Origin of the sequence: Segetibacter aerophilus, from assembly GCF_007991655.1 — a bacterium.
Lineage (GTDB): Bacteria > Bacteroidota > Bacteroidia > Chitinophagales > Chitinophagaceae > Segetibacter > Segetibacter aerophilus.
Genome location: NZ_BJYT01000005.1, coordinates 225,965 through 248,273 on the forward strand (window position 1 = coordinate 225,965; position 22,309 = coordinate 248,273).

The following is a 22,309-nucleotide window of genomic DNA, read 5'->3' on the forward strand; positions in this document are numbered from 1 at the left end:
GAGCTCCTGCAGCAAACCAGTCACTACTACCCATAAAAAAACTCTTGTCGTTGGACAAGAGTTTTTGAGTTCGAAATCTTGTGTGTCTAAACCCGGTTATACAATTTTGTCCATTCCTTAAGTAAGGTTTCCGCATCGCTGGTTACTTGGTTGGGAAGTAGACGCCATTGCCAGTTATTCTCGCCGGAAGCCGGAGTATTCATACGAGCTATTTCATCAAGTCCAAGTACATCCTGGATAGGTAAGATAGCAATGTTTGCAACGGAAGCATAAGCAAGCCGACCGAAAACTACAGGAATATCATCCTCAGTTAATGCTCTCCCAACGTATTGTTCGATCTGGTGATGATTTTTGCTTCCTTCCTGCCGGTACCATCCCCTGATCGTGTTGTTGTCATGGGTACCCGTATAGGCAACAAAGTTCTCGGCGTAGTTGTGTGGAATATAAGGGTTCTGAGGCATGCCTTCGCCAAAAGCGAACTGCAACACCTTCATTCCCGAAAACGCAAACTCGTCTCTCAATTCGTATACAGCATCATTAATTTCTCCAAGATCCTCAGCAATGAAGGGCACTTCACCCAGCGCTTTGTTCACAGCTTTAAACAAATCGCCTCGTGGCCCAGGCTTCCATGTTCCTTTTTTTGCAGTTTCTTCATCTGCAGCCACTTCCCAATAATCTGCAAAGGCTCTAAAATGGTCAAGACGCAAAATATCGAATAACTCCAGGTTCTTTTTAAAGCGTTCTATCCACCAAGCGTAATTTTGTTTTTTTAGAACATCCCACAGGAAAACAGGCATACCCCAAAGCTGTCCATCTTCACTGAATGCATCAGGCGGTACTCCTGCAACTCCAATCATATTACCTTTTTTATCAAGGCTAAAAAGATCTTTATGAGACCATACATCCACGGAATCATAGCTGACATAAAATGGAAGGTCTCCAAAAAGTTTAATGTTCAGGCTATTGCAATACTTTCTTAACTCATGCCATTGCTTGAAGAAAAGAAATTGAAGAAATTTAGTTTTGTCTACTTCGTCCTTATTTTCCGTTACCAACTTTTTTACAGCCACTTCATTTCGTAGCTTATATTCTTCAGTCCACTTAAACCACGGCTGACTTTCGTTCTGCTTTTTCAGCAGCATATAAAGAGCAAAATCATCCAACCAGTACGCTTCTTTTTCACAAAACTGTTTAAAGTCAGCTTCTAACTTTTTCCCTTTTCCCTGTTTGAAATTCTGCCATGCTTGTTCAAAGATTTCCGCCTTTACCCGTTCTACTTCGGCAAAATTTGTTTTTCCTTCCTGCGGTAGATGGTATTTTTTAATTTCTTCGGCATTTAAGAGATTATCCTTAACCATTAGTTCGGGACTAATTAAAAGTGTGTTCCCGGCCCTGCTACTAATGGAACTATAAGGTGAATGTCCCTGTCCCTGCTCAGTAGGATTTAGGGGAAGCAACTGCCAATATTTTTGATTGCTGCGGTGCAAAAAATCGGCAAAGGCGCATGCTTCCGGACCCATATCGCCTACGCCGAACGGTGAAGCAAGAGAGGAAATATGAAGCAGGATACCCGCTCCTCTTTTATTGTTAGTCATAATTATTTGAGTTTAAGCACTGCCAATGGCAAGCTTTTAAAAATGTCTTTAATAGTAATTTCTTGTTCGTGCGTTCTATTTACTTTGGAGAAGAGATGCTGATAAGTGGCAGGGGCGCCTGCGGGTAGGGCTACTCGTGTATCCTTCCAATCGATTGATAAAATCTCTTGTTGTTGCTCTTTACTTAGAGCCGCCAGATGAAGTGGGACTGCAACAACGTACCATTCATTTTGATAACGGCGGGCATAAGCCAGCACATTTGAAGCAAATTCTCCAAGAACGGTTAAAGGAATATATTCAGCCTTTTCAAAAAACTCTTTATTTTCCTTTCGATCATTCAACAATTGGTGCGTCAGCCAAAGTTTTATTTTAGCACTATACCTGTTTTCCCATAAGTGAGACATCAGGTTTTCATGTTCGTCATTTGCCTGGGCCTCTAACTCGTTCATTAGCTGCTGCCGAAGTTCATAATCTACAGGCCTTCTGTTGTCCGGGTCTACCAGACTAAAATCCCACAATTCTGTCCCCTGGTAAACGTCAGGAACACCAGGCGCAGTAAACTTGACAACTACTTGTGCAAGCGAGTTAACGACGCCAAAGTCAGAAACCTTTTTATGGAATTGTTCAAAACGCTTCCAAAAAGGTTTGTTTTGCTGCAAGAGGTTTACGGCAAAATTTTTTGCGGCTGTTTCGTATTCTTCGTTGGGTGTAGTCCAGTTAGAATGGGTCTTTGCTTCGCGTAAAGCTTTCTGTAAATATTCCTGAACTCGGTTTTTAAAGTCGTCGTCTCCCTGGGTAGGCATAGGGTATGCCCCAACCAAAGTCTGATAAATTAAGTATTCATCATTGGCATCTGGCGCTTCTTGTTCTTTCAATTCCTTATTGAGCTCCTGCCATTCTTTTACTACAGCAAACCATTCATCAGGAAGGTCAGTTAGTACGTTTAATCTTGCCCGTACATCTTCACCACGCTTGGTGTCATGGGTAGAAGTTCCGTTCATACTTAGGCGCCACTTTTCCTGCCGGTCCAGCATTTTTTGATGGAACTCTTCAGGACTGTCACCAAAAGCGTCAGGAGAATCACCGACTTCGTTATGACCAATAAAACGATTGTAGGTGTACATTAACGTGTCTTCAGCCCCTTTCGCCATAAGTGGACCTGTAAACTGCATACACCTCTGATAAAACCTTAGCGCCCGTGCATTGTAGGCTTTGTCACCTTCTTTGGGCTTATGCAACAAGGCAGTTTCAAGCAAAGGAATCGCCGGAGCTAGTTCTGGTTTGTTTTGCTTTATCCTGTTTAAAATGTCCTGAACATCACCAGCTTCTGTTTGATCTAACGGAAGTTTATTTCCATAATATCGATACACTGGACATTGAATAAGAAATTCGCCAATTGCTTCTTTCAATACTTCAGGAGCGACGTTGCTTAATTCATTATCCTCAACCAAATTCATGTCTTCAAAAAGATGGTGCAGGTTTGATAATTCACCGCCCATGTTCTCATGCAGAATGTAGGACTTCTTGTCGTGCAGTTGCTGGTGAATCGACCTGTCGTCCTTTACCAGGTCCTCATAATATTCAGTGAACTGTTTTTCGCTTGTCTTATTTGTGAAGGCATTGTTTACTATTCCCAAAAAGTCGTAACCTGTGTTTCCTTCAATTGGCCAGTAATCAGGCAAGCCTTCCCCGGGTTCCAGAATTTTTTCAACCACTATATATGTTTCTTCGCCTGCCAGTTCTCTTAGCTGTTGCAGATATAAGGTTGGATCAAAAAGGCCGTCAATATGGTCTATTCTCAGCCCCTGGAAAACGCCCTTGTCCAGCAATTCTTTTATGTATTTGTGGTAATACAAAAAGACATCGTTGTCTTGCATGTTCAGGCATATCAAACCGTTGACTGTAAAAAACCTACGAAAGTTAATTTTCTGATCGGTCTTTTGCCAGTTAACAAGTTGGTACACCTGCTCGTCAGCAATCTGCTTGATCAGTTCATGATCCTCGTTTATTTTCTGCAGGCAACTTTCTAAATAGCCTTTAGTCGTATTACTCTTAGTAAGTGCGCTCAACTGTAGCTGAAACTCATGGAGTGTCTCTTTGTATGCCTCGGGCTCCTCGGATCTTTGGATGTCTTTTACCTGATCCAGTAACTGTTGTATTGCCTGGTTTGGCTCCCCGTCGCCGGTCTGAAGGATAGTGATATAAGAACGAAGCCTTAGCGGATAGGTACTATCATAGTATTTTAAGACAAATCTTGGTTCTTCGAAATCTATTGTAAGCTCCCCGTTTTTGATCACCTCTTGTAATGGATTGCCTAAAAACGGAATCATTATTTTGCCATGATAAATCTTACCGGTCCAGGGTACATCAAAGAAAGATGCATAGACGGACTTCTGACCTTTTTCCAACACATCTTTCAACCACGGATTATTGGGGTCAAACGCCATATGGTTTGGAACAATATCCTGCAGCCACTTTATACCTGCTTCCTTAAGCCTTTGGCTGATACTTAGTAGTTGCTCCTCTGTTCCTATTTCCGGGTTTATCTTATGGGGATTAACGCCGTCGTATCCATGTACACTTCCCGGTGTTGCTTCAAAAATTGGTGAGGCATAGATAGTTCCTACGCCTAGTTTGATTAAATAAGGGATGATTTTTTCAAAATCGGAAAATGTGAAGTCTTTATGAAATTGGATACGATATGTAGATACTGGATTATTCATGGCTGTTCTTATAAATTAAAATTGACTCCGGCTGAATGGTAACGACCGCTCCGTTTCGATCTTCAGCAGTTGCCAGACCGTTCCATATTGACTCAGCAGAGTTTAATAATTTTTTCCATTCGTTTTTAAATGTTGGCAATGTTGCAGGTTGCGGAGATTTAGAGAAATTCATAACACATAAGATGTGGTCACCCTCATGCCACCGGTGCAACAACAGCGTTTGATTTTGCTCGTTTATTTCTACATTCAGCTGATTCCTGTTTAAATGCTTCAAAGCTGGTTCTTGCTTTCTGAGGCTGATCAACGTCTTGTAATACTCAAACATCGTCTTATGCTGAGGCTGCTGCAATAAATCCCATTGAAGCTTTGACTCTTCAAACGTTTTTTCGTCGACGGGGTCTGGTGCTTCGCCTTGAGAATGAAACGCAGCAAATTCTGCTTTCCTTCCTTTCCTAACCGCATCTGCTAATTCAGGATCGGTATGACTTACAAAATATAGGAAAGGGTGCGGCTCGCTATACTCTTCGCCCATGAACAACATTGGCAGGTAGGGACTGACAAGTACAGCCGCTGCCATCAGTTTTTGCATTTCAAAACTTACCAATGTGCTTGTTCGTTCCCCGAGCATTCGGTTTCCAACCTGGTCGTGGTTTTGAGAAAAAACGACGAACTGTTTGCCTGGGTTATTATCGGCTTTTATACCAAATGTTTTTTTACGATGGGGTGAATATTGGCCGTCAAAAACATAAGCATCTTTATAAGACTTAGCCAAATGAACCAAGCCATTGAAGTCACTATAATAGCCGCTTCTTTCTTCACCTGCCGTAACTCTTAACGCGTGATGGAACTCATCAACCCACTGTCCGTCCATTCCGAAGCCTTGCTGGTCTAGGGGATTGATGAAACGATTATCATTTAGATCGAGCTCTACAATTAGGTAGTGAGTACGACCTGTGGCGGCCATCAGTTTATTGACGTGTTGCTTTATCTCCCGTAGAATATGTGTAGCACTAAAATCTTTGATCGCGTGCACCGCATCCATTCGTAGAGCGTCAATGTGAAAATCACGAAACCACATCAACACATTTTCGACAAAGTATTTTCTTACACCATCACACCACTCATCATCGAAGTTTATAGCATTACCCCAGGGAGTATTGTATTTGTCTGTAAAGTAAGGACCGAAAGCACCGAGGTAGTTTCCTTCGGGTCCCATATGATTGTAAACCACATCGAGGATGACGGCTATTCCGATATCGTGGCAAGCCTGCACCAGGTGTTTCAACCCCTCGGGACCGCCGTAAGTATTCTGAACGGCATAAGGAAAAACGCCGTCATAGCCCCAATTCCTCCCGCCGGGAAACTGAGAGACAGGCATGATCTCTATGGCATTTATGCCTAGTTCTTTCAAATATGAAAGCTTTCCTTCTAAAGCTGCAAACGTGCCTTCAGTCGTAAAAGTTCCTGTATGCAATTCATACAGCACGTAATCTTCCAGTGGCAAATTATTCCAATTGCTGTCGTTCCATTTGAACTGCTGAACGTCTACCGCTTTTGAAAAACCGTGTACTCCCTCAGGCTGACTAACAGAAGCAGGGTCTGGAAAAACCTTGTCGTCTCCCAACGAAACTTTATATAGATCTCCTACTTTGATCTCTTTTGTGCACGTTTTCCAATATCCGAAATCATCCTTTGTAAGCTTAATCGTTTGTTTGTCTTGTAAAATGATTTCAACATTTTCCTGCAGAGGCGCCCATATTGCGACCTCTGCCTCACCTCTTTCATTAAAATTTACTCCTAATGATCTTCTATTAATGTCTGTTTGAATCATGGATTTAAAGCTTCTATACTGTTTTCGTTTTTATGTTTTTGTGTCTCGGCTGCAGTTCACGATTAGCCTCGGTTGTGTCACTCACTTCGACTGTATCTTTTCAAATTATCGTCTCTCTACATCATACTTTCCTGTTCAGGAGAGAAAGTATTGTTGAAGAGTGCGACGCAAGGATGCCTGGTAGTAGCACGACCATTTTGGCTCCTTATAAAATCCCTATCAAAAACCTTTAAACTACTATTTGCCCTGTTGTTTTAAAACGACCACTGAGCGCCCTTCGACTACAATTACTTCACCAGCCTCGAAAGCGCCTTCCTCTGTCGTTATCATACTTTTACTAGTGTCTATTATTTTCGTCCATTGTTTTCCGTATTTCCGGGGTGGAAGAGTATAATCGAGCCTGTCGTGATAGGCGTTGAAAATGACATAAAAACTATCGTCAATTATTTGCTCGCCTTTAGGTCCAACAGTTCTTATACCATGCCCGTTTAGATAAACCCCCAGCGACTTTGCGTAGTCGTGCAACCAATTTTCCTGGGTCATCTTGGTGCCTTCAGGCAAGAACCATTCAATGTCTTCCACGTCTCCCTGCTTGTGCACCGGCTCACCCTGGAACCATCTGCGACGACGAAAAACCGGGTGATTTCTGCGGAAATGAATAATCTTACGAGAAAACTCCAGTAGCTCTTTATCGGCATTTTCCCAATCAATCCACGAGATTTCGTTGTCCTGGCAATAAGCATTATTGTTTCCTCGCTGAGTTCTACCTAACTCGTCGCCAGCAACGATCATAGGAACGCCTTGCGACAAGAACAGCGACGCAAGAAAGTTTCTTTTTTGTTGAAGCCTCAATTCAATAATAGCAGCATTTTCTGTAGGACCTTCCACACCACAGTTCCAGGAACGGTTGTGGCTCTCACCATCATTGTTGTCTTCTCCATTAGCCATGTTGTGTTTCTCATTGTAAGAAACAAGGTCATGCAGCGTGAAGCCGTCATGGGCAGTAATGAAGTTGATGCTCGCTGTAGGTTTGCGATAATCGTTCTGGTACAAATCGGGGCTTCCTGTAAAACGCTGGGCAAATTCACCTAGCATACTATCAGCACCGCGCCAATAATCTCTCAGGCAGTCCCGGTATTTACCGTTCCACTCGGCCCATCCCGGAGGGAACTTGCCAACCATGTAACCGCCTTCACCAATATCCCAGGGTTCTGCAATCAGTTTCACTTGCGAGATAACCGGGTCTTGGTGGATGATGTCGAAGAACGATCCTAAGCGGTCTACTTCATGTAGTTCGCGAGCAAGGGTCGACGCAAGATCAAATCTAAAACCGTCAACGTGCATTTCGAGAATCCAATATCTCAAGCTGTCCATAATTAACCGAAGTACATTCGGCATCATTACGTTGAGGGTATTTCCTGTTCCGGTATAGTCCATACAGAAACGTTTATTTTCTGTTAGCCTATAGTAGGAGGCGTTGTCAATACCCCGAAAGGAAATGGTTGGGCCCATATGGTTTCCTTCACCGGTATGATTGTAAACCACGTCAAGAATAACTTCAATTCCTGCCTTGTGCAGTTCTTTTACCATGGTCTTAAACTCTGCAACCTGCCCACCTTCAGGCCCGCTTCCTGAGTAACGAACATCAGGGGCAAAAAAGCCGATAGAGTTATAGCCCCAATAATTGCCCAAACCTCTTTCTGCCAAATGCCGGTCAAGTACGAAATGATGAACAGGCATTAGTTCGATTGCTGTTATGCCGAGATCCTTCAAATATTTAATGCAAACCGGATGACCGAGGGCAGCGTAGGTTCCTTTTATTTCTTCCGGAATGTCGGGATGAAGCTTTGTAAAACCTTTTACGTGCGTTTCGTAAATAATCGTTTTATGATAGGAAATCTTTGGAGGTTTGTCGCCCTCCCAATCGTAGTTTGAGTCTACTACAACTGATTTAGGTACATAGGGTGCGCTATCTGTTTTACTGAAACTAAGGTCAGCGTCGGGATGACCCAGCACATAACCAAAGAGCGAGTCGTGCCATGCAATCGTACCTGCAATCGCTTTAGCGTAAGGATCAATTAAAAGTTTGTTTGCATTATACCTGTGACCGTTTGAGGGGTCGTAAGGGCCATGTACTCTATAACCATACAATTGACCGGGATGGGCGTTGGGCAAATAGATGTGCCAAATCTGGTGCGTTCTTTCTGTAAGCTCAATCTTTGCAACCTCTTTCTTGTCGTCTCTTTTATTAAATAAGCACAACTCTACACCAGTTGCGTTGTCAGCGTACAGTGCAAAATTTACTCCTTTTCCATCCCACGTTGCTCCTAATGGGTAGGGGTGACCGGGATAAGATTTTATATCCATTAATTTGTTTTTTAATAAGTTTGGTGAGAAATTTTCCCAACCCCTTAGCAGTGTTGCAAAGAGAAAACCAAACTACCAGGGTTTTATTTATATGATTAACGTTAAAGGAGAGATTTGAGGTTTTTGGTTCTACATAACAAACAATCCTATAGCGTTTCGCATTACAGTTCAATATCCTTGCCAGCAGAAATAGGAGAGATTCTCTTTTTTACTCCTATCTAGTTAGAGTTCCTCATTAGCAAAAGGTGAAACTTATTTATCCAACCCCTTTATTGGTGGGATGATGCGATACAAAGATCAAGAATTACCTAAAAAAGAAAGATCACGATTTGATAAGTACAGGATCAGCTTTAATCCTTTTTACTTACTAAATCGTGATCTTTTATAATCTCGAAACCGTCTTTAAATCACGGCTTCTACAAATGCTTCCTGGTTTTCTTCGGCGGCAGGTTCCTGGTTTTCGGGTCTCAAACTTCTTACAGTTTTACCGGCACGCCACATTTCACTATCGCGTAATTCAGCCAATTCTACTTCCAGCTTTTCGCGATAGTCGGGTTTGCTATTGCTTTCAATTGATTTGGCAGCTTCTTTACCTGCTGCAACGCTTTCGTATAAATCTGTAAATACTGGTAAGGTTGCATCACGAAATTTTTTCCACCAGTCTAATGCACCACGCTGAGCAGTTGTTGAACAGTTAGCGTACATCCAATCCATACCGTTTTCAGCAACCAGCGGCATCAACGATTGTGTCAACTCTTCAACTGTTTCATTGAATGACTCAGAAGGAGAGTGACCTTTTGATCTCAATACCTGGTATTGTGCTGCAAAAATTCCCTGGATAGCGCCCATCAAAGTGCCGCGCTCACCTGTAAGATCAGAAAATACCTCTTTTCTAAAATCTGTCTCAAAAAGGTACCCACTACCAATAGCGATTCCCAGCGCAACCACTCTTTCGTATGCACGACCTGTTGCATCCTGAAAAATTGCATAGCTGCTATTCAACCCACGTCCCTGTAAAAACATTCTGCGAAGAGACGTTCCTGAGCCCTTCGGAGCAACCAGAAAAACGTCTACATCTTTCGGAGGAACGATACCGGTTTGTTCGTTATAAGTAATGCCAAAGCCGTGAGAAAAATAAAGGGCTTTACCAGGCGTAAGATGTTTTTTAACTGTTGGCCATAATTGAATTTGTGCGGCATCGCTCAAAAGGTAACAGATGATCGTTCCACGTTGCAATGCTTCTTCAATGTCAAACAACGTTTCGCCCGGTACAAAACCATCGCTGACTGCTTTGTCCCATGACTTTGAGTTTTTGCGTTGACCAACAATTACGTTAACCCCGTTTTCTTTTTGGTTTAAAGCTTGTCCAGGACCTTGAACGCCGTAGCCGATTACTGCTACCACTTCATCTTTCAATACTTCCTGCGCTTTTGCCAAAGGAAATTCGTCGCGTGTTACTACGTTTTCTTCAACACCGCCAAAATTTAATTTTGCCATCGTTTTATTTAGTTTAAAATTCTGAGTTTAAAGTTTTGTGTTTTATTTCTTTTTTGAGCTAACAGTTAACCTTTCTTCATCTTTTGTTGTGTCACTCACTTGTACTTTTTGTTTTTTCTTCATCATCCCAACCTCACCCTCGATGCCTTATTCCTTCTTCTCGTTAAAAGATATTTTGTTATGGAATGGGTCAATCACTTCGACTACCCATGATCCATAAAAGGTTTCTTCTAACCCGGGCTTGTTATACTTGTAATTTTTTTCGATCAGTTGTTGATGGTAGGCTTTTAAATCTTTACACCAGACAAATACTTTTGCTCCCGGTGTTGCATCCCCATGATGTTCGCTTAAATGCAAAGTCAAACCACCTTTTGCTATTTCCAGATAAATAGGGAAATTTTCTTCAAACCTATGTTCCCAAATAATTTCAAAACCTAACCAATCTATGTAAAACTCAACTGCTTTTCTAAAATCGAATATTCTTAAAATTGGTATTGTTTTCTCAACAGTCATTAAAGCTTGGTTTTCTGTCTAATCCTTTCTGTCTCCAGATGGGTCGTTACATAGTAAAGAGCTCTTCGCGCTTGCCGAGATATTCATTTTCAACCGCCTCTTCTCCTGGTTCTGCGGCTTCAAATTCTTTCAGTTTGTCATGGAAGCCACTGCTGGCTTTTATGATTGCAACCCTTGCACTTCTTACAAATTCAATCAAGCCATAAGGACTAAGAAAGTCTATCAGCCTTTGAGTTTCTTCACGATGGCCTGTCGTTTCAAATATGGTGTAATCTTTTCTTATAGCAACAGCCCTTGCTCCATATTGACGGAGCAGCCGTTCTACCTGTACTTTTTCAGCAATCTCGTCCGTGCTCACTTTGTATAGAGCCAGCTCCTGCCATACGATTTCATCGTTTGTATTGTAGTAGACCTTTAATACTTCAACCTGCTTTTCTATCTGGCGGGCTACTTTCTTTATAACATCTTCTGTTTCCTGTATCACTAAAGTAAAGCGCGATATGCTTTCAAATTCTGAAGGCGAGCTATTAATGCTTTCGATATTAATTTTCCTCCTGGAGAAAATAATAGCAATACGAACCAGTAAACCAACCTGGTTTTCTGTGTAAACGGTTATGGTATATTCCTGTTTCATCTGTTTAAGTAAAAAGTAAAAATTTAAAAGTAAAAAAGGCTTCCGCTATTTTTTCGTATTAATAACAATAGAGGCTATAATCTTCGAAACTTCGTCGGCTTCTTTGATGAATTTCTCTAATACACTTTTATTTATCTCCATCGTATCTCTAATAAGGCATAACCAATATTTGCTTTCGTTTGCAGATTTTAGGGCGATGATGTTGAATTTTAAAAAATCATTTTTTGAAGAACCTGCCATGCCTTCGACCAGATTTGCTCCAATTGATGTAACACTTCTTACTAGCTGATCAAACAGCGAAAAGTATATTCTATCATACTTCTGTTTACCCACAAATAGAACGACTTCTTTCGCAAAGTAATAGGCCCGATGTTTAATATTATAGACTACAGAGTCTTCTTGCATTAAAGGCAGTACGACATCTTCTTCGTCCATTTTTTAATTTTAATTTTTGCCTTTTAACTTTTGCTACGACAACCTTATCTCACTCACACTGCATCCCTGTGGTACCATTGGAAATACGTTGTCTTCTTTGCCTACCATTACTTCAAGTAAGTATGAGCCGTCATGGTCGAGCATGGTTTTAATAGCATTTTGTAAATCTGCCCGAGCCGACACCTTTTGGCCTTCGACGCCATAGCCTTTAGCAACCATTATATAATCGGGGCTCGTGATGTCAACAAATGAATAGCGTTTGTCATGAAACAGTTGTTGCCATTGTCTTACCATTCCAAGGAATTCATTGTTAAGAATTACAATTTTTACATCCACCTCGGTTTGCATAATCGTTCCTAGTTCCTGGATAGTCATTTGGATACCGCCGTCACCAATAATAGCAATTACAGTGCGTTCGGGTGCGCCAAATTTTGCACCTATAGCAGCTGGCAATCCAAATCCCATTGTACCTGCGCCGCCAGAAGTAATGTTGCTTTTAGACTGGTTGAATTTTGCATAACGACATGTCACCATTTGGTGTTGACCAACATCAGTCACCATTATGGCATTACCACCAGTCAACTCATTAATAACATTAATCACTTCTCCCATGGTAAGCTTTTCACCTTCGGGGTTTAGTTCTTTGCGTATTACTGTATCTTCTTCGATTTGTTTATGCTCGTTGAATCTTTGAAGCCACTCCGGGTGTTGTCTTGCTTCTACCAGTTGAGTAAGGATCGGTAAAGTTTCTTTGCAATCGCCCCAAACACCCACCGTCGACTTTACATTCTTATCAATCTCGGAAGGATCAATATCAAGGTGAACTACTTTAGCCTGTTTTGCATATTTATCAAGGCGACCAGTGACGCGATCATCGAAGCGCATACCGATAGCGATCAAGACATCACAATCGTTGGTAAGCACATTTGGTCCGTAGTTGCCATGCATGCCTAGCATTCCTACATTCAAGGGATGGTCAGTCGGGATAGCACTCGCGCCAAGAATTGTCCATGCAGCAGGAATGCCGCTTTTTTCAATAAAAGCTTTGAACTCTTTTTCAGCTTTACCCAGGATGACGCCTTGACCCCAAAGAACAAATGGTCTCTGGGCTTCGTTTATAAGTTGCGCAGCTTCTTCGATAAACTCTTTTCTTACAACCGGTTTTGGCCTGTAGCTGCGTATGTGGTCACAACGTTTGTATCCAGAATATGCAAACTTATCCAGCTGCGCATTCTTGGTAATGTCTATCAACACGGGCCCGGGACGACCAGTTTTAGCAATGTGAAATGCTTTTGCCAGAACAGTTGGAATCTCTGAGGCATCAGTAACCTGGTAGTTCCATTTTGTGATAGGTGTTGTTATGTTTATTACATCCACTTCCTGGAAAGCATCGGTACCTAACAGGTGCGCATACACCTGGCCGGTAATACAAACAAGGGGAGTACTGTCTATCATCGCATCTGCCAAACCTGTAACCAGGTTGGTGGCACCAGGGCCACTTGTCGCAAAAACGACTCCTACTCGTCCGGAAGCGCGAGCAAACCCTTGCGCAGCATGAATACCACCTTGTTCATGACGAACAAGAATGTGTTTTAATTTATCGTGGTAATCGTATAAGGCATCATAAATAGGCATGATAGCTCCGCCTGGATAACCGAAAATTGTATCGACACCTTCGGCGATAAATGCTTCAAGAACGGCTTGTGAACCACTTAACTTTCCTGGCTCCTTAGCCGGAGCTTTTGGAGTTGCATCTGGTTTGATCAGTATTTGTTCTTCTATGTCTAGAATCGAATTCACTAAATTCATGCGCTTTTATTTTATGCCTCTCATTGATAAAGGCCTTAAATAATCTATGTTCAAATAAATCTTTTATTTCTGGTTATACTCACCTTTAAGCTTCGTCCGTTACGCATCCATTTGCAGCACTGGTAACGTGCCTTGCATATTTAAACAATATTCCTTTGGTAGCTTTCAATGCGGGTTGTTGCCAGTTGGCTTTTCTTTCTGCAATGGTCGCTTCGTCTACTTTTAGGTTGAGGGTATTGTTTATTGCATCAATTTCTATGATGTCATTATCTTTTACAAATGCAATCAGACCACCTTCATGCGCTTCAGGGGTGATGTGACCTACTACAAAACCATGCGTACCGCCACTAAATCTTCCGTCAGTTATAAGTGCAACGCTTTTGCCTAAACCGGCACCGATAATAGCACCTGTAGGTTTCAACATTTCCGGCATTCCGGGAGCTCCTTTTGGTCCTATGTTTCTGATAACAACTACGTCACCGTGTTTTACTTTACCACTTGAAAGTCCTTCGATCAAATGTTTTTCTCCGTCGAAGACTCTTGCCGGTCCTTCGAAACGCTCACCTTCTTTACCGCTTATTTTTGCAACACTACCACCTTCGGCAAGGTTGCCATACAGTACTTGCAAATGCCCTGTCGCTTTCAAAGGCGTTTCAAGAGGCATTATTATTTTCTGTTGTTCAAAGTCAAGATCCGGTGCATCAGCGAGGTTTTCTGCAACTGTTTTTCCGGTGACAGTTAAACAATCTCCATGAAGCAAACCCTTACTTAATAAGTATTTCATAACGGCAGGCACGCCGCCGTGTTGATGGAGGTCTTCCATCAAGTATTTACCGCTCGGTTTAAAATCTGCCAGTACCGGTATTTTATCGCTGATTGTTTGAAAATCATCTTGTGTCAATGGAACATCTACACTCTTAGCCATCGCAATTAAATGCAATACTGCATTTGTACTACCGCCTAATACCATCACGACTGTAATTGCATTTTCAAATGCTTCACGCGTCATGATATCCCGTGGCTTTATATCTTTTTCGAGCAATATTTTTATTGCTGCACCAACCGCTTGACACTCTTGCTGTTTTTCAGCACTTAATGCAGGATTGGATGAAGAATTCGGCAAACTCATTCCCAAAGCTTCAATAGCACTTGCCATTGTGTTTGCCGTATACATACCACCGCAAGCTCCCGCTCCCGGACAAGCACTCTTGATGATGCCTTTAAAATCTGCTTCGCTAAGGTTGCCGGCAATTTTTTGTCCCAATGCTTCAAACGCACTTACAATATTCAGGTCTTCACCTTTGTAATGTCCTGGCGCTATTGTTCCACCATATAACATGATAGAAGGGCGGTTCAACCTGCCCATTGCAATGATAGAACCGGGCATATTTTTATCACAGCCAGGTATAGCAATGATCGCATCATAATATTGAGCACCCGCATTAGTTTCGATACTATCTGCTATTAAGTCGCGGCTTACAAGGCTATAACGCATACCATCTGTACCCATACTGATACCATCACTTACCCCGATGGTATAAAAACGTAAACCCAACAAATCTTTCGTGTTATTAATATTTTCTCTTACGACCGTAGCAAGGTCGTTTAGGTGCATATTACAAGGATTGCCATCCCAACCCATACTTACAATACCGACCTGCGCCTTGTCGAAATCTTCTTCTTTAAATCCTATTGCATACAACATTGCCTGGGCGGCAGGTTGTGTTACGTCTTGAGTGATGGTCTTACTGTACTTGTTTAATTCCATTCTGTAGTATGTTTTGGTTGTGTTACCCATTACCAGTCAACCTGGAACTAGTAAGGGGTAACAAGCAGCATTGTATATTATATTATCGTCGATTTGCTTATTACCATGTTTTCCTTATTCATTCTGGAGGGGATTCTGTTTTCGACATAATCAGAAACAAGGTCTCCAATCGTTGCGGTTGAATAATTATTAATTGAATCAATATCTTTTGTTAAGAAGCCATTTGCAAGGTTCCAATGAACTGCTTCTCTAATTAATTCGGCTTCTTCCGCGAGGCCAAAATAATCCAGCATCATAGCTGCAGATAAAATAGAGCCGTTGGGATTGGCAATATTTTTACCTGCAGCCTGAGGATAACTTCCATGAATCGGTTCAAATAAGGCAAGTTTATTTCCGACAGATGCAGAAGGTAATAAACCGATCGAACCGGTGATAACGCTAGCTTCATCGCTCAAAATATCGCCAAACATATTTTCTGTTAGAATAACATCAAATTGTTTTGGATTGATAATTATTTGCATTGCAGCATTATCGACAAAAAGATAATTAACTGTCACATCCGGATATTGTGTAGACATTTCCTGCACAACTTTTCTCCAAAGTCTTGATGTTTCCAGCACGTTGGCTTTGTCGACCAACGTAAGCACTTTTCTTCTTTGTTGGGCATAAGCAAAAGCAAGGTGTGCTATCCTTACTATTTCATCCCGATGGTATATGCAATCGTCAGAGGCCTCAGTTTTGTCTTCGTTCAATTGTTTGTTGCCGAAGTATATTCCGCCCGTTAGTTCCCGGAAAATCACAAAATCAACACCCTCAATCCTGCTACTCTTCAGGGGCGATAAATGCTGCAAGGGAGCGTAAGTAGTTATAGGCCTTATATTGGCAAAAAGTCCTAATTCTTTTCTTAATTTAAGTAAGCCATCCTCCGGTCTAACTTTCGCCGAAGGGTCATTATCGTACCGGGGATGACCAATGGCACCGAGTAAAACAGCATCACTTCTATGACAGATTTGTAGCGTTTCACCAGGTAAGGCATCTCCTGTCTTATCAATTGCACTCGCACCCATTAGGCAGTGTTCGTAAAAGAACTGATGTTTGAATTGTCGGGCAACTGCATCCAAAACTTTAATCGATTGTTGCGTTACTTCGGGTCCTATTCCGTCTCCTAATATTACCGCTATCTTCTTTTGCATATCTATCCTCTTTTCTTCTTTTTGCAATTGCCCGTCAGAAAGTTCAATAGTAATAATACAGTCGAACGTAATGCGACGGAACGATGTTTAATAGCAGCAATCTGTTAGTTCCCTAAAAATTTATAATGCACCTGACATTGCCGGCTGATATTGTTCGGCGAGGTTGCGTAAGTCTGCTTCTTCTACTTCCTTCTTTTTATCGGCAAGCTGCAAAAAGCTTTCATACAACACATCTATATCGTTCCGGTTAAAATCAAAACCAATTTTTTGAAAGCGATGAGCTAAAGCACTTCTTCCGCTACGAGCGGTTAATACGATCTTGCTTCCATCTGCACCAACCTCATCAGGGTTGATTGTTTCGTAAGTAGAAGAGTCTTTTAAAAATCCATCTTGGTGAATGCCGGACGAATGTGAAAAAGCATTTGCACCGACAATGGCTTTATTTGGTTGAACCGGCACACGCATCGTATCAGCAACAAGACGGCTCAGAGGGTTTAATTGTTTTGTCTTGATATTTGTAAAAAAGCCTAATTGTTTGTGCTGTTTTATGATCATCACAACTTCTTCAAGAGAGGTATTCCCCGCTCTTTCGCCAAGTCCGTTTATGGTACATTCTATTTGTCTTGCACCATTGATGACACCTGAAATAGCGTTTGCGGTTGCCACCCCAAGATCGTTATGGCAATGGCATGAAATAACTGCTTTTTCTATGTTAGAGACGTTATTTTTTAGGTAGGCGATTTTTGCACCATACTGCCAAGGAAGGCAATACCCTGTAGTATCAGGAATATTCACAGTGGTTGCACCTGCTTTTATAACGGCCTCTATAACTCTTGCCAGGTATTCGTCTTCTGTACGGCCTGCATCTTCTGCATAAAACTCAACATCATCAGTAAAGTTTCTTGCCCATTTTACGCATTGAATGGCTCTTTGTAAAATGTCTTCGCGATTAGAATTGAACTTGCCTTTTATGTGATAATCAGAGGTGCCAATACCTGTATGTATTCTTGGACGTTTAGCATACTTCAGCGCTTCACCTGCAACTTCGATGTCTTTTTGTACAGCCCTTGTTAATCCGCAGACCGTTGCATTTTTTATAGTTTTAGATATCAGGTTTACAGACTCAAAGTCGCCGGGACTTGAGATGGGGAAGCCTGCTTCAATAATATCTACTCCTAAATCTTCCAGTCTTTTTGCCAGATCTACTTTTTCAAGTGTGTTAAGTTTACAACCCGGCACCTGCTCGCCATCGCGCAGAGTTGTATCAAAAATGAACACCTGATTGCCTTGCATAAATGAATTTTTATAAAGATGAAAGCAGGCAGTTTATATTTGTAACAGCTCTATAACTAGCTAGATTACAGCTAAAACTACCATATAGGCTAAATTAGCGACGATTGAATGGCAGTTCAAATTATTGTTCATTCTTTTTTACACTAATGAAATTGGCCACGCGTCGGCTAAAACCCTTGCTGGTCTTGCCTTTCATAATAAAAATACTACGATGCCCAACAGGTCGACAGATGCGCTCTTTCAATTGATACATACAATGGAGAAGTCTGAAAAGCGCAATTTTAAATTATACGTAACTAGAAACACTGCCACTGAGGATCTGAAGATCATACAGGTGTTTGATGCGCTCGATAAAATGACTGAATATGATGAAGAGTTGCTACTGAAGAAAAACCCTTCTGTAAAAAAGCAACAGTTGTCTAATATCAAGGCACATTTATACAAGCAATTGTTGGCGAGCTTAAGAGTACTAAAAACAACAGACAACATTCAGATTCAACTGCACGAGCAACTGGATTATGCTAACCTGCTGTACAATAAGGGGCTTTACATGCAGAGTTTGAAAATGCTTGAAAAGCTAAAAGAGACTGCAAAAGAGTACAACCAGGTAACTTTTATGATGCAGGCTTTGTTTCTCGAGAAAAATATTGAGGTGCTTCATATTACCCGGAGCATGGAAGACAGGGCAGAAGTACTGGCATCCGAAGCTGAACAATCTACGCGCCGATTGGGTAGAATAACACAACTATCAAACCTTGCATTAAAGCTTTATAGCTGGTACATAAAGCATGGCCATGCGCGCAACGAGCAAGATGCTCAGGCTATCAAGCAATACTTCGAAGAGTCATTGCCTTTTGAAGGCGAGCAGGCTACAGGCTTCTACGAAAAACTTTACTTCTTTCAAAGCTATAGTTGGTTCGGTTTCATTTTGCAGGATTTCCTGATGTATTACCGTTATACACAAAAATGGGTCGACCTTTTTGAGAAGGAGCCATACATGATTGCTATAGAAACAGCGCACTATATCAAAGGAATGCACAACCTGATTAGTGCCAATTTCGATTTAAAAAATGGTAAAAAATTTAATGAGTACCTGGAGAAGTTTGAGCAATTTTCAGAGACAGATCTCGTAACCGGAAACGATAATAACCGGGTGCAGTCTTTTGTGTACATCCATATTGCCAAGCTCAACAAGCATTTTATGGAAGGCACTTTTACGGAGGGCCTGCAACTCGTTCCCAACATCGAGCAGAAGATAAAAGAGTATTGGTTATATCTCGACCGTCACCGCATACTTGTCTTTTACTACAAGATCAGTTCACTGTACTTTGGTAGCGGCGACTACGATAATACCATCACTTACTTAAATAAGATCATTAACTGGAAGGTTGACCTGCGAACAGATCTGCAATGTTATGCTCGCCTGTTGCATTTGATAGCGCATTATGAAATCGGCAATTTCGATATTCTAGAGTACCTCATCAAGTCGGTCTACCGTTTCATGGCAAAAATGGAAAACCTTAGTATTGTTGAAGAGGAGATTTTTCGGTTCCTTAGAAATTCATTTCACCTGAGCTATCGCAAGCTGCGGCCCGAGTTTGAGAAATTGCTGACCAAGTTAAAAAGTATAGAAAACAATCGTTTTGAGACGCGTGCGTTTGCCTACCTCGACATCATTTCGTGGTTGGAAAGTAAAGTGTATCAAAAGCCGTTGCAGGATATCATCAAAGAGAAAAGTAATAAAACGTTCCAAGGCAGCCAGTAAGATTATGGCTTTTGCAGAAAAGCTTTTAAAAACCTTAAAAGTATTTGTGAGCCAAGCCTAGGTACTCTTATCATCGTTGTTGCGTCGCACACTTGTACGGTTTATCGGAATTCTGCCTTTGTCTGCTTATTACATTGAAAGCTATAATACCCTGAATTTGTGTGTTTAGTCCATTTAAAGAAAAGGTCGCTAAAGGGTTCAAACCTTGATATGGATAATCCAGACTTTTGATAAAAACCTATTGGAACAGTTCTTTCTTATATGTAGCGGCTTCATGTGACGTAAGAAGATTGTGCAGTTTTCAAATTAGAATATCGATTTAACTTTTATAATACCCGTACTTGCTAAACCAGCTGAAAAATTATTAGATGAAATATTTCAAAGTTCTTTATGTACAAGTAATCATTGGCATTGTTGCGGGTGTTATAGTTGGCTGGTTGTTTCCGGCTTTTGCACCTGTAGCAAAACTCATCAGCGAGATGTTTATCAATATGATCAGAATGGTGATCGCTCCTGTTATTTTCTTTACGATTGTTTTGGGCATCGCTGGCGCAGGAGATTTAAAAAAGGTTGGAAGGGTAGGAGGTAAAGGTCTTTTGTATTTCGAAATAGTAACAACGCTTGCGATAATTATTGGTCTTGTAGTGGCCAACATCATAAAACCCGGTGTTGGTGTAAATCAAAGTGCAGCGGCAGGTGCTACAGCTTTTAAAACAGATCCAAAAGGTTTTGACTGGGCAGATTTCATCCTGCATATTGTTCCTTCTAACATCGTTGATGCATTTGCTAAAGGCGACATTATTCAAATATTGTTTTTTGGGGTGCTGTTTAGTATTGGTCTAAAACAACTAGGCCGATATGGTGAAAGCGTAACCGCAACTTTTGAGAAAATAAATAAGGTACTCTTTAATGTACTTAAGATGGTAATGAAGATAAGTCCTCTCGGCGCCTTTGGAGGAATGGCTTACACGATTGGTAAATTTGGTTTTACAAGTCTTGCTTTGCTGGGTAAGCTCATGCTTACATTTTACATAACGAGCCTCCTGTTTATTTTCGTTATCCTCAATCTCATAGCCCGATACTACGGCTTCAGCCTTTGGAAATTGTTGGGCTATATCAAAGCAGAGTTACTCATAGTTTTAGGGTCGAGTAGCAGTGAATCGGTATTGCCCAACATCATGGCCAAACTAGAAAAAGCAGGATGTGAAAGAAGCGTAGTCGGATTAATCGTTCCCGCAGGATATAGTTTCAACTTGGACGGAACGAGTATCTATTTAAGCCTGAGCGTAATTTTTCTGGCCCAGGTCTACAACGTTCCTTTATCTCTTGGCCAGGAGTTATCTGTTATCGGAATTCTATTGATCACCAGCAAAGGTGCAGCAGGTATTACGGGCAGTGGATTCTTGGTGCTTGCCTCAACATTAACGGCGCTAAAAGTTGTTCCGGTCGAAGGCCTTGCTCTATTGATTGGAGTCGACAGGTTTATGAGCGAAGCCAGAGCCCTAACGAACATGATAGGTAACACCGTAGCAACGGTGGTAATTGCCCGAAGTGAAAAGGCAGTGGACATGGTACAATATAAAGCTGTTGTAGAAAATCGTGCTCGCATAGTAGAAGTTGCGTAATTAAATTTTGCCTTCTATATCTATTCCTTCCGACTTACGCTCAAGTCTTCAATTAAATTCACGCGTCGGCTGCGTTACTTTAGTAGCTTTTCTCATTGAGGTACAAATATTGGTAAACAACTTTTTCAAAGAATTGGAGAAGTTTCCTTAAAAACAATCAAAGTATGGCTAAACTATTCGAACCGTTACAAATAAAAAGTGTGGAATTGAAGAACAGGATAGTGGTATCACCAATGTGTGAGTATTCAAGTGTGGACGGCTTTTCTAATGACTGGCATCTTGTTCATTTAGGAAGCCGGGCGGTGGGAGGCGCAGGTTTGATTATCACCGAAGCAACGGCAGTTTCTCCGGAGGGAAGAATAACACCGGACGATCTCGGGATTTGGAAAGACGAACATATAGAGGGGCTGAAAAGAATAGTAACCTTTATTAAATCACAAGGAAGCATAGCGGGGATACAACTCGCTCATGCTGGCAGAAAAGCGAGCCATAGCAGTCCATGGAAAGGTGGCAAAATGTTATGGTTAGAAGAAGGTGGTTGGAACACTGTAGCGCCATCGCCCATACCTTTTAGAGAAGGCGAAAGGCCGGCTACAACTTTGGATAAGAGCGGAATAGAGAAGGTTGTAGCTGATTTTAGAGACTCGGCAAAACGTGCTTTGCAAGCCGGCTTTAAAGTGGTTGAAGTGCACGCGGCTCATGGTTACCTTTTGCACGAGTTTCTTTCTCCCCTAAGCAATCAGCGTGAAGACAATTACGGAGGCTCTTTTGAAAACAGGATAAGGATAGTGCTTGAGGTAGTAGACGCTATCAACGAAGTGTGGCCAAAAGATTTGCCATTCTTTATGAGGATATCAGCTTCAGACTGGACTGATGGCGGATGGACTTTAGAAGAATCAATTCAACTAACCAGAATTTTGCAAACGAAAGGTGTAGACCTGATTGATTGTTCGTCAGGCGGAAATATACCTCACGCAAAAATAACAGTCGGACCAGGGTACCAGGTACATTTTGCCGAAGCTATCAAAAAGGAAACAGGTATTCTGACAGGCGCGGTGGGCATCATAACCACTCCTGAACAGGCGGAGGAAATTGTAGCATCGGGTAAAGCTGATGTGGTAATAATAGCGCGCCAATTTCTGCGCGATCCATATTTTCCTTTACACGCTGCACATTCGTTGGGGGTCGACGTTGAATGGCCGGTTCAGTACCAGAGGGCAAAATTGTAACAGCAGTAAGCAGTTGAGACAACAGATTTTTG

General features: G+C 41.6%; 15 protein-coding genes. 3 read left to right on the forward strand and 12 right to left on the reverse strand.

All coding sequences use genetic code 11. From position 1 onward, the window contains the following. Positions 1–86: 86 nt before the first annotated feature. The 12 genes from malQ to SAE01_RS08435 form a co-directional block, all read right to left on the reverse strand. On the reverse strand, positions 87–1,595 hold the full coding sequence (malQ, locus tag SAE01_RS24785; RefSeq protein ID WP_218029118.1) for a 4-alpha-glucanotransferase: 1,509 nt from the start codon (positions 1,593–1,595) through the stop codon (positions 87–89). 2 nt (positions 1,596–1,597) lie between these two features. Continuing rightward, positions 1,598–4,318, reverse strand: a complete 2,721-nt coding sequence (gene treY / locus SAE01_RS24790) for a malto-oligosyltrehalose synthase (RefSeq protein ID WP_218029119.1) — start codon at positions 4,316–4,318, stop codon at positions 1,598–1,600. Beyond that, positions 4,311–6,149, reverse strand: coding sequence for a malto-oligosyltrehalose trehalohydrolase (gene treZ / locus SAE01_RS08390; protein WP_147203301.1), 1,839 nt, complete (start codon positions 6,147–6,149; stop codon positions 4,311–4,313). The genes treY and treZ overlap by 8 nt, the downstream gene beginning before the upstream one ends. Before the next feature lie 237 nt (positions 6,150–6,386). Further along, positions 6,387–8,516, reverse strand: coding sequence for a glycogen debranching protein GlgX (glgX, locus tag SAE01_RS08395; RefSeq protein WP_147203302.1), 2,130 nt, complete (start codon positions 8,514–8,516; stop codon positions 6,387–6,389). Between the two features lie 402 nt (positions 8,517–8,918). After that, positions 8,919–10,013 (reverse strand): ketol-acid reductoisomerase, encoded by a 1,095-nt coding sequence (gene ilvC / locus SAE01_RS08400; RefSeq protein WP_147203303.1) that lies wholly within the window; start codon positions 10,011–10,013, stop codon positions 8,919–8,921. A 147-nt stretch (positions 10,014–10,160) separates the two neighbouring features. After that, positions 10,161–10,526 carry a glyoxalase superfamily protein gene (locus tag SAE01_RS08405; RefSeq protein WP_147203304.1) on the reverse strand — a complete coding sequence of 122 codons (366 nt, stop codon included), beginning with the start codon at positions 10,524–10,526 and terminating at the stop codon, positions 10,161–10,163. 46 nt (positions 10,527–10,572) lie between these two features. Beyond that, positions 10,573–11,160, reverse strand: coding sequence for an acetolactate synthase small subunit (gene ilvN / locus SAE01_RS08410; RefSeq protein WP_147203305.1), 588 nt, complete (start codon positions 11,158–11,160; stop codon positions 10,573–10,575). 45 nt (positions 11,161–11,205) lie between these two features. Next, the gene (locus tag SAE01_RS08415) at positions 11,206–11,595 is read right to left on the reverse strand and encodes a four helix bundle protein (RefSeq protein ID WP_147203306.1); all 390 of its coding nucleotides are present in this window, start codon (positions 11,593–11,595) and stop codon (positions 11,206–11,208) included. 33 nt (positions 11,596–11,628) lie between these two features. Next, the gene (ilvB, locus tag SAE01_RS08420) at positions 11,629–13,404 is read right to left on the reverse strand and encodes a biosynthetic-type acetolactate synthase large subunit (protein ID WP_147203307.1); all 1,776 of its coding nucleotides are present in this window, start codon (positions 13,402–13,404) and stop codon (positions 11,629–11,631) included. 85 nt (positions 13,405–13,489) lie between these two features. Then, on the reverse strand, positions 13,490–15,172 hold the full coding sequence (gene ilvD, locus SAE01_RS08425) for a dihydroxy-acid dehydratase (protein ID WP_147203308.1): 1,683 nt from the start codon (positions 15,170–15,172) through the stop codon (positions 13,490–13,492). A 77-nt stretch (positions 15,173–15,249) separates the two neighbouring features. Further along, positions 15,250–16,365 carry a 3-isopropylmalate dehydrogenase gene (gene leuB, locus SAE01_RS08430; RefSeq protein ID WP_147203309.1) on the reverse strand — a complete coding sequence of 372 codons (1,116 nt, stop codon included), beginning with the start codon at positions 16,363–16,365 and terminating at the stop codon, positions 15,250–15,252. Between the two features lie 120 nt (positions 16,366–16,485). Beyond that, positions 16,486–17,658, reverse strand: a complete 1,173-nt coding sequence (locus SAE01_RS08435; protein WP_147203310.1) for a 2-isopropylmalate synthase — start codon at positions 17,656–17,658, stop codon at positions 16,486–16,488. Positions 17,659–17,869: 211 nt separating this feature from the next. Between SAE01_RS08435 and SAE01_RS08440 the strand changes: the two genes are divergently transcribed. The 3 genes from SAE01_RS08440 (at position 17,870) to namA (ending at position 22,277) form a co-directional block, all read left to right on the forward strand. After that, positions 17,870–19,423 carry a hypothetical protein gene (locus tag SAE01_RS08440; protein ID WP_147203390.1) on the forward strand — a complete coding sequence of 518 codons (1,554 nt, stop codon included), beginning with the start codon at positions 17,870–17,872 and terminating at the stop codon, positions 19,421–19,423. 368 nt (positions 19,424–19,791) lie between these two features. Then, a complete protein-coding gene (dctA, locus tag SAE01_RS08445; RefSeq protein ID WP_147203311.1) occupies positions 19,792–21,048 on the forward strand; it encodes a C4-dicarboxylate transporter DctA in 1,257 nt (418 codons plus the stop codon). A gap of 164 nt (positions 21,049–21,212) precedes the next feature. Further along, positions 21,213–22,277, forward strand: coding sequence for an NADPH dehydrogenase NamA (gene namA / locus SAE01_RS08450; protein ID WP_147203312.1), 1,065 nt, complete (start codon positions 21,213–21,215; stop codon positions 22,275–22,277). Positions 22,278–22,309 lie beyond the last annotated feature (32 nt).

Bases quoted from the DNA above. Each gene is read 5' to 3' on its own strand.
- malQ (WP_218029118.1), bottom strand. From the start codon at position 1,595: ATGACTAACAATAAAAGAGGAGCGGGTATCCTGCTTCATATTTCCTCT.
- treY (WP_218029119.1), bottom strand. From the start codon at position 4,318: ATGAATAATCCAGTATCTACATATCGTATCCAATTTCATAAAGACTTC.
- treZ (WP_147203301.1), bottom strand. From the start codon at position 6,149: ATGATTCAAACAGACATTAATAGAAGATCATTAGGAGTAAATTTTAAT.
- glgX (WP_147203302.1), bottom strand. From the start codon at position 8,516: ATGGATATAAAATCTTATCCCGGTCACCCCTACCCATTAGGAGCAACG.
- ilvC (WP_147203303.1), bottom strand. From the start codon at position 10,013: ATGGCAAAATTAAATTTTGGCGGTGTTGAAGAAAACGTAGTAACACGC.
- SAE01_RS08405 (WP_147203304.1), bottom strand. From the start codon at position 10,526: ATGACTGTTGAGAAAACAATACCAATTTTAAGAATATTCGATTTTAGA.
- ilvN (WP_147203305.1), bottom strand. From the start codon at position 11,160: ATGAAACAGGAATATACCATAACCGTTTACACAGAAAACCAGGTTGGT.
- SAE01_RS08415 (WP_147203306.1), bottom strand. From the start codon at position 11,595: ATGGACGAAGAAGATGTCGTACTGCCTTTAATGCAAGAAGACTCTGTA.
- ilvB (WP_147203307.1), bottom strand. From the start codon at position 13,404: ATGAATTTAGTGAATTCGATTCTAGACATAGAAGAACAAATACTGATC.
- ilvD (WP_147203308.1), bottom strand. From the start codon at position 15,172: ATGGAATTAAACAAGTACAGTAAGACCATCACTCAAGACGTAACACAA.
- leuB (WP_147203309.1), bottom strand. From the start codon at position 16,365: ATGCAAAAGAAGATAGCGGTAATATTAGGAGACGGAATAGGACCCGAA.
- SAE01_RS08435 (WP_147203310.1), bottom strand. From the start codon at position 17,658: ATGCAAGGCAATCAGGTGTTCATTTTTGATACAACTCTGCGCGATGGC.
- SAE01_RS08440 (WP_147203390.1), top strand. From the start codon at position 17,870: ATGCCCAACAGGTCGACAGATGCGCTCTTTCAATTGATACATACAATG.
- dctA (WP_147203311.1), top strand. From the start codon at position 19,792: ATGAAATATTTCAAAGTTCTTTATGTACAAGTAATCATTGGCATTGTT.
- namA (WP_147203312.1), top strand. From the start codon at position 21,213: ATGGCTAAACTATTCGAACCGTTACAAATAAAAAGTGTGGAATTGAAG.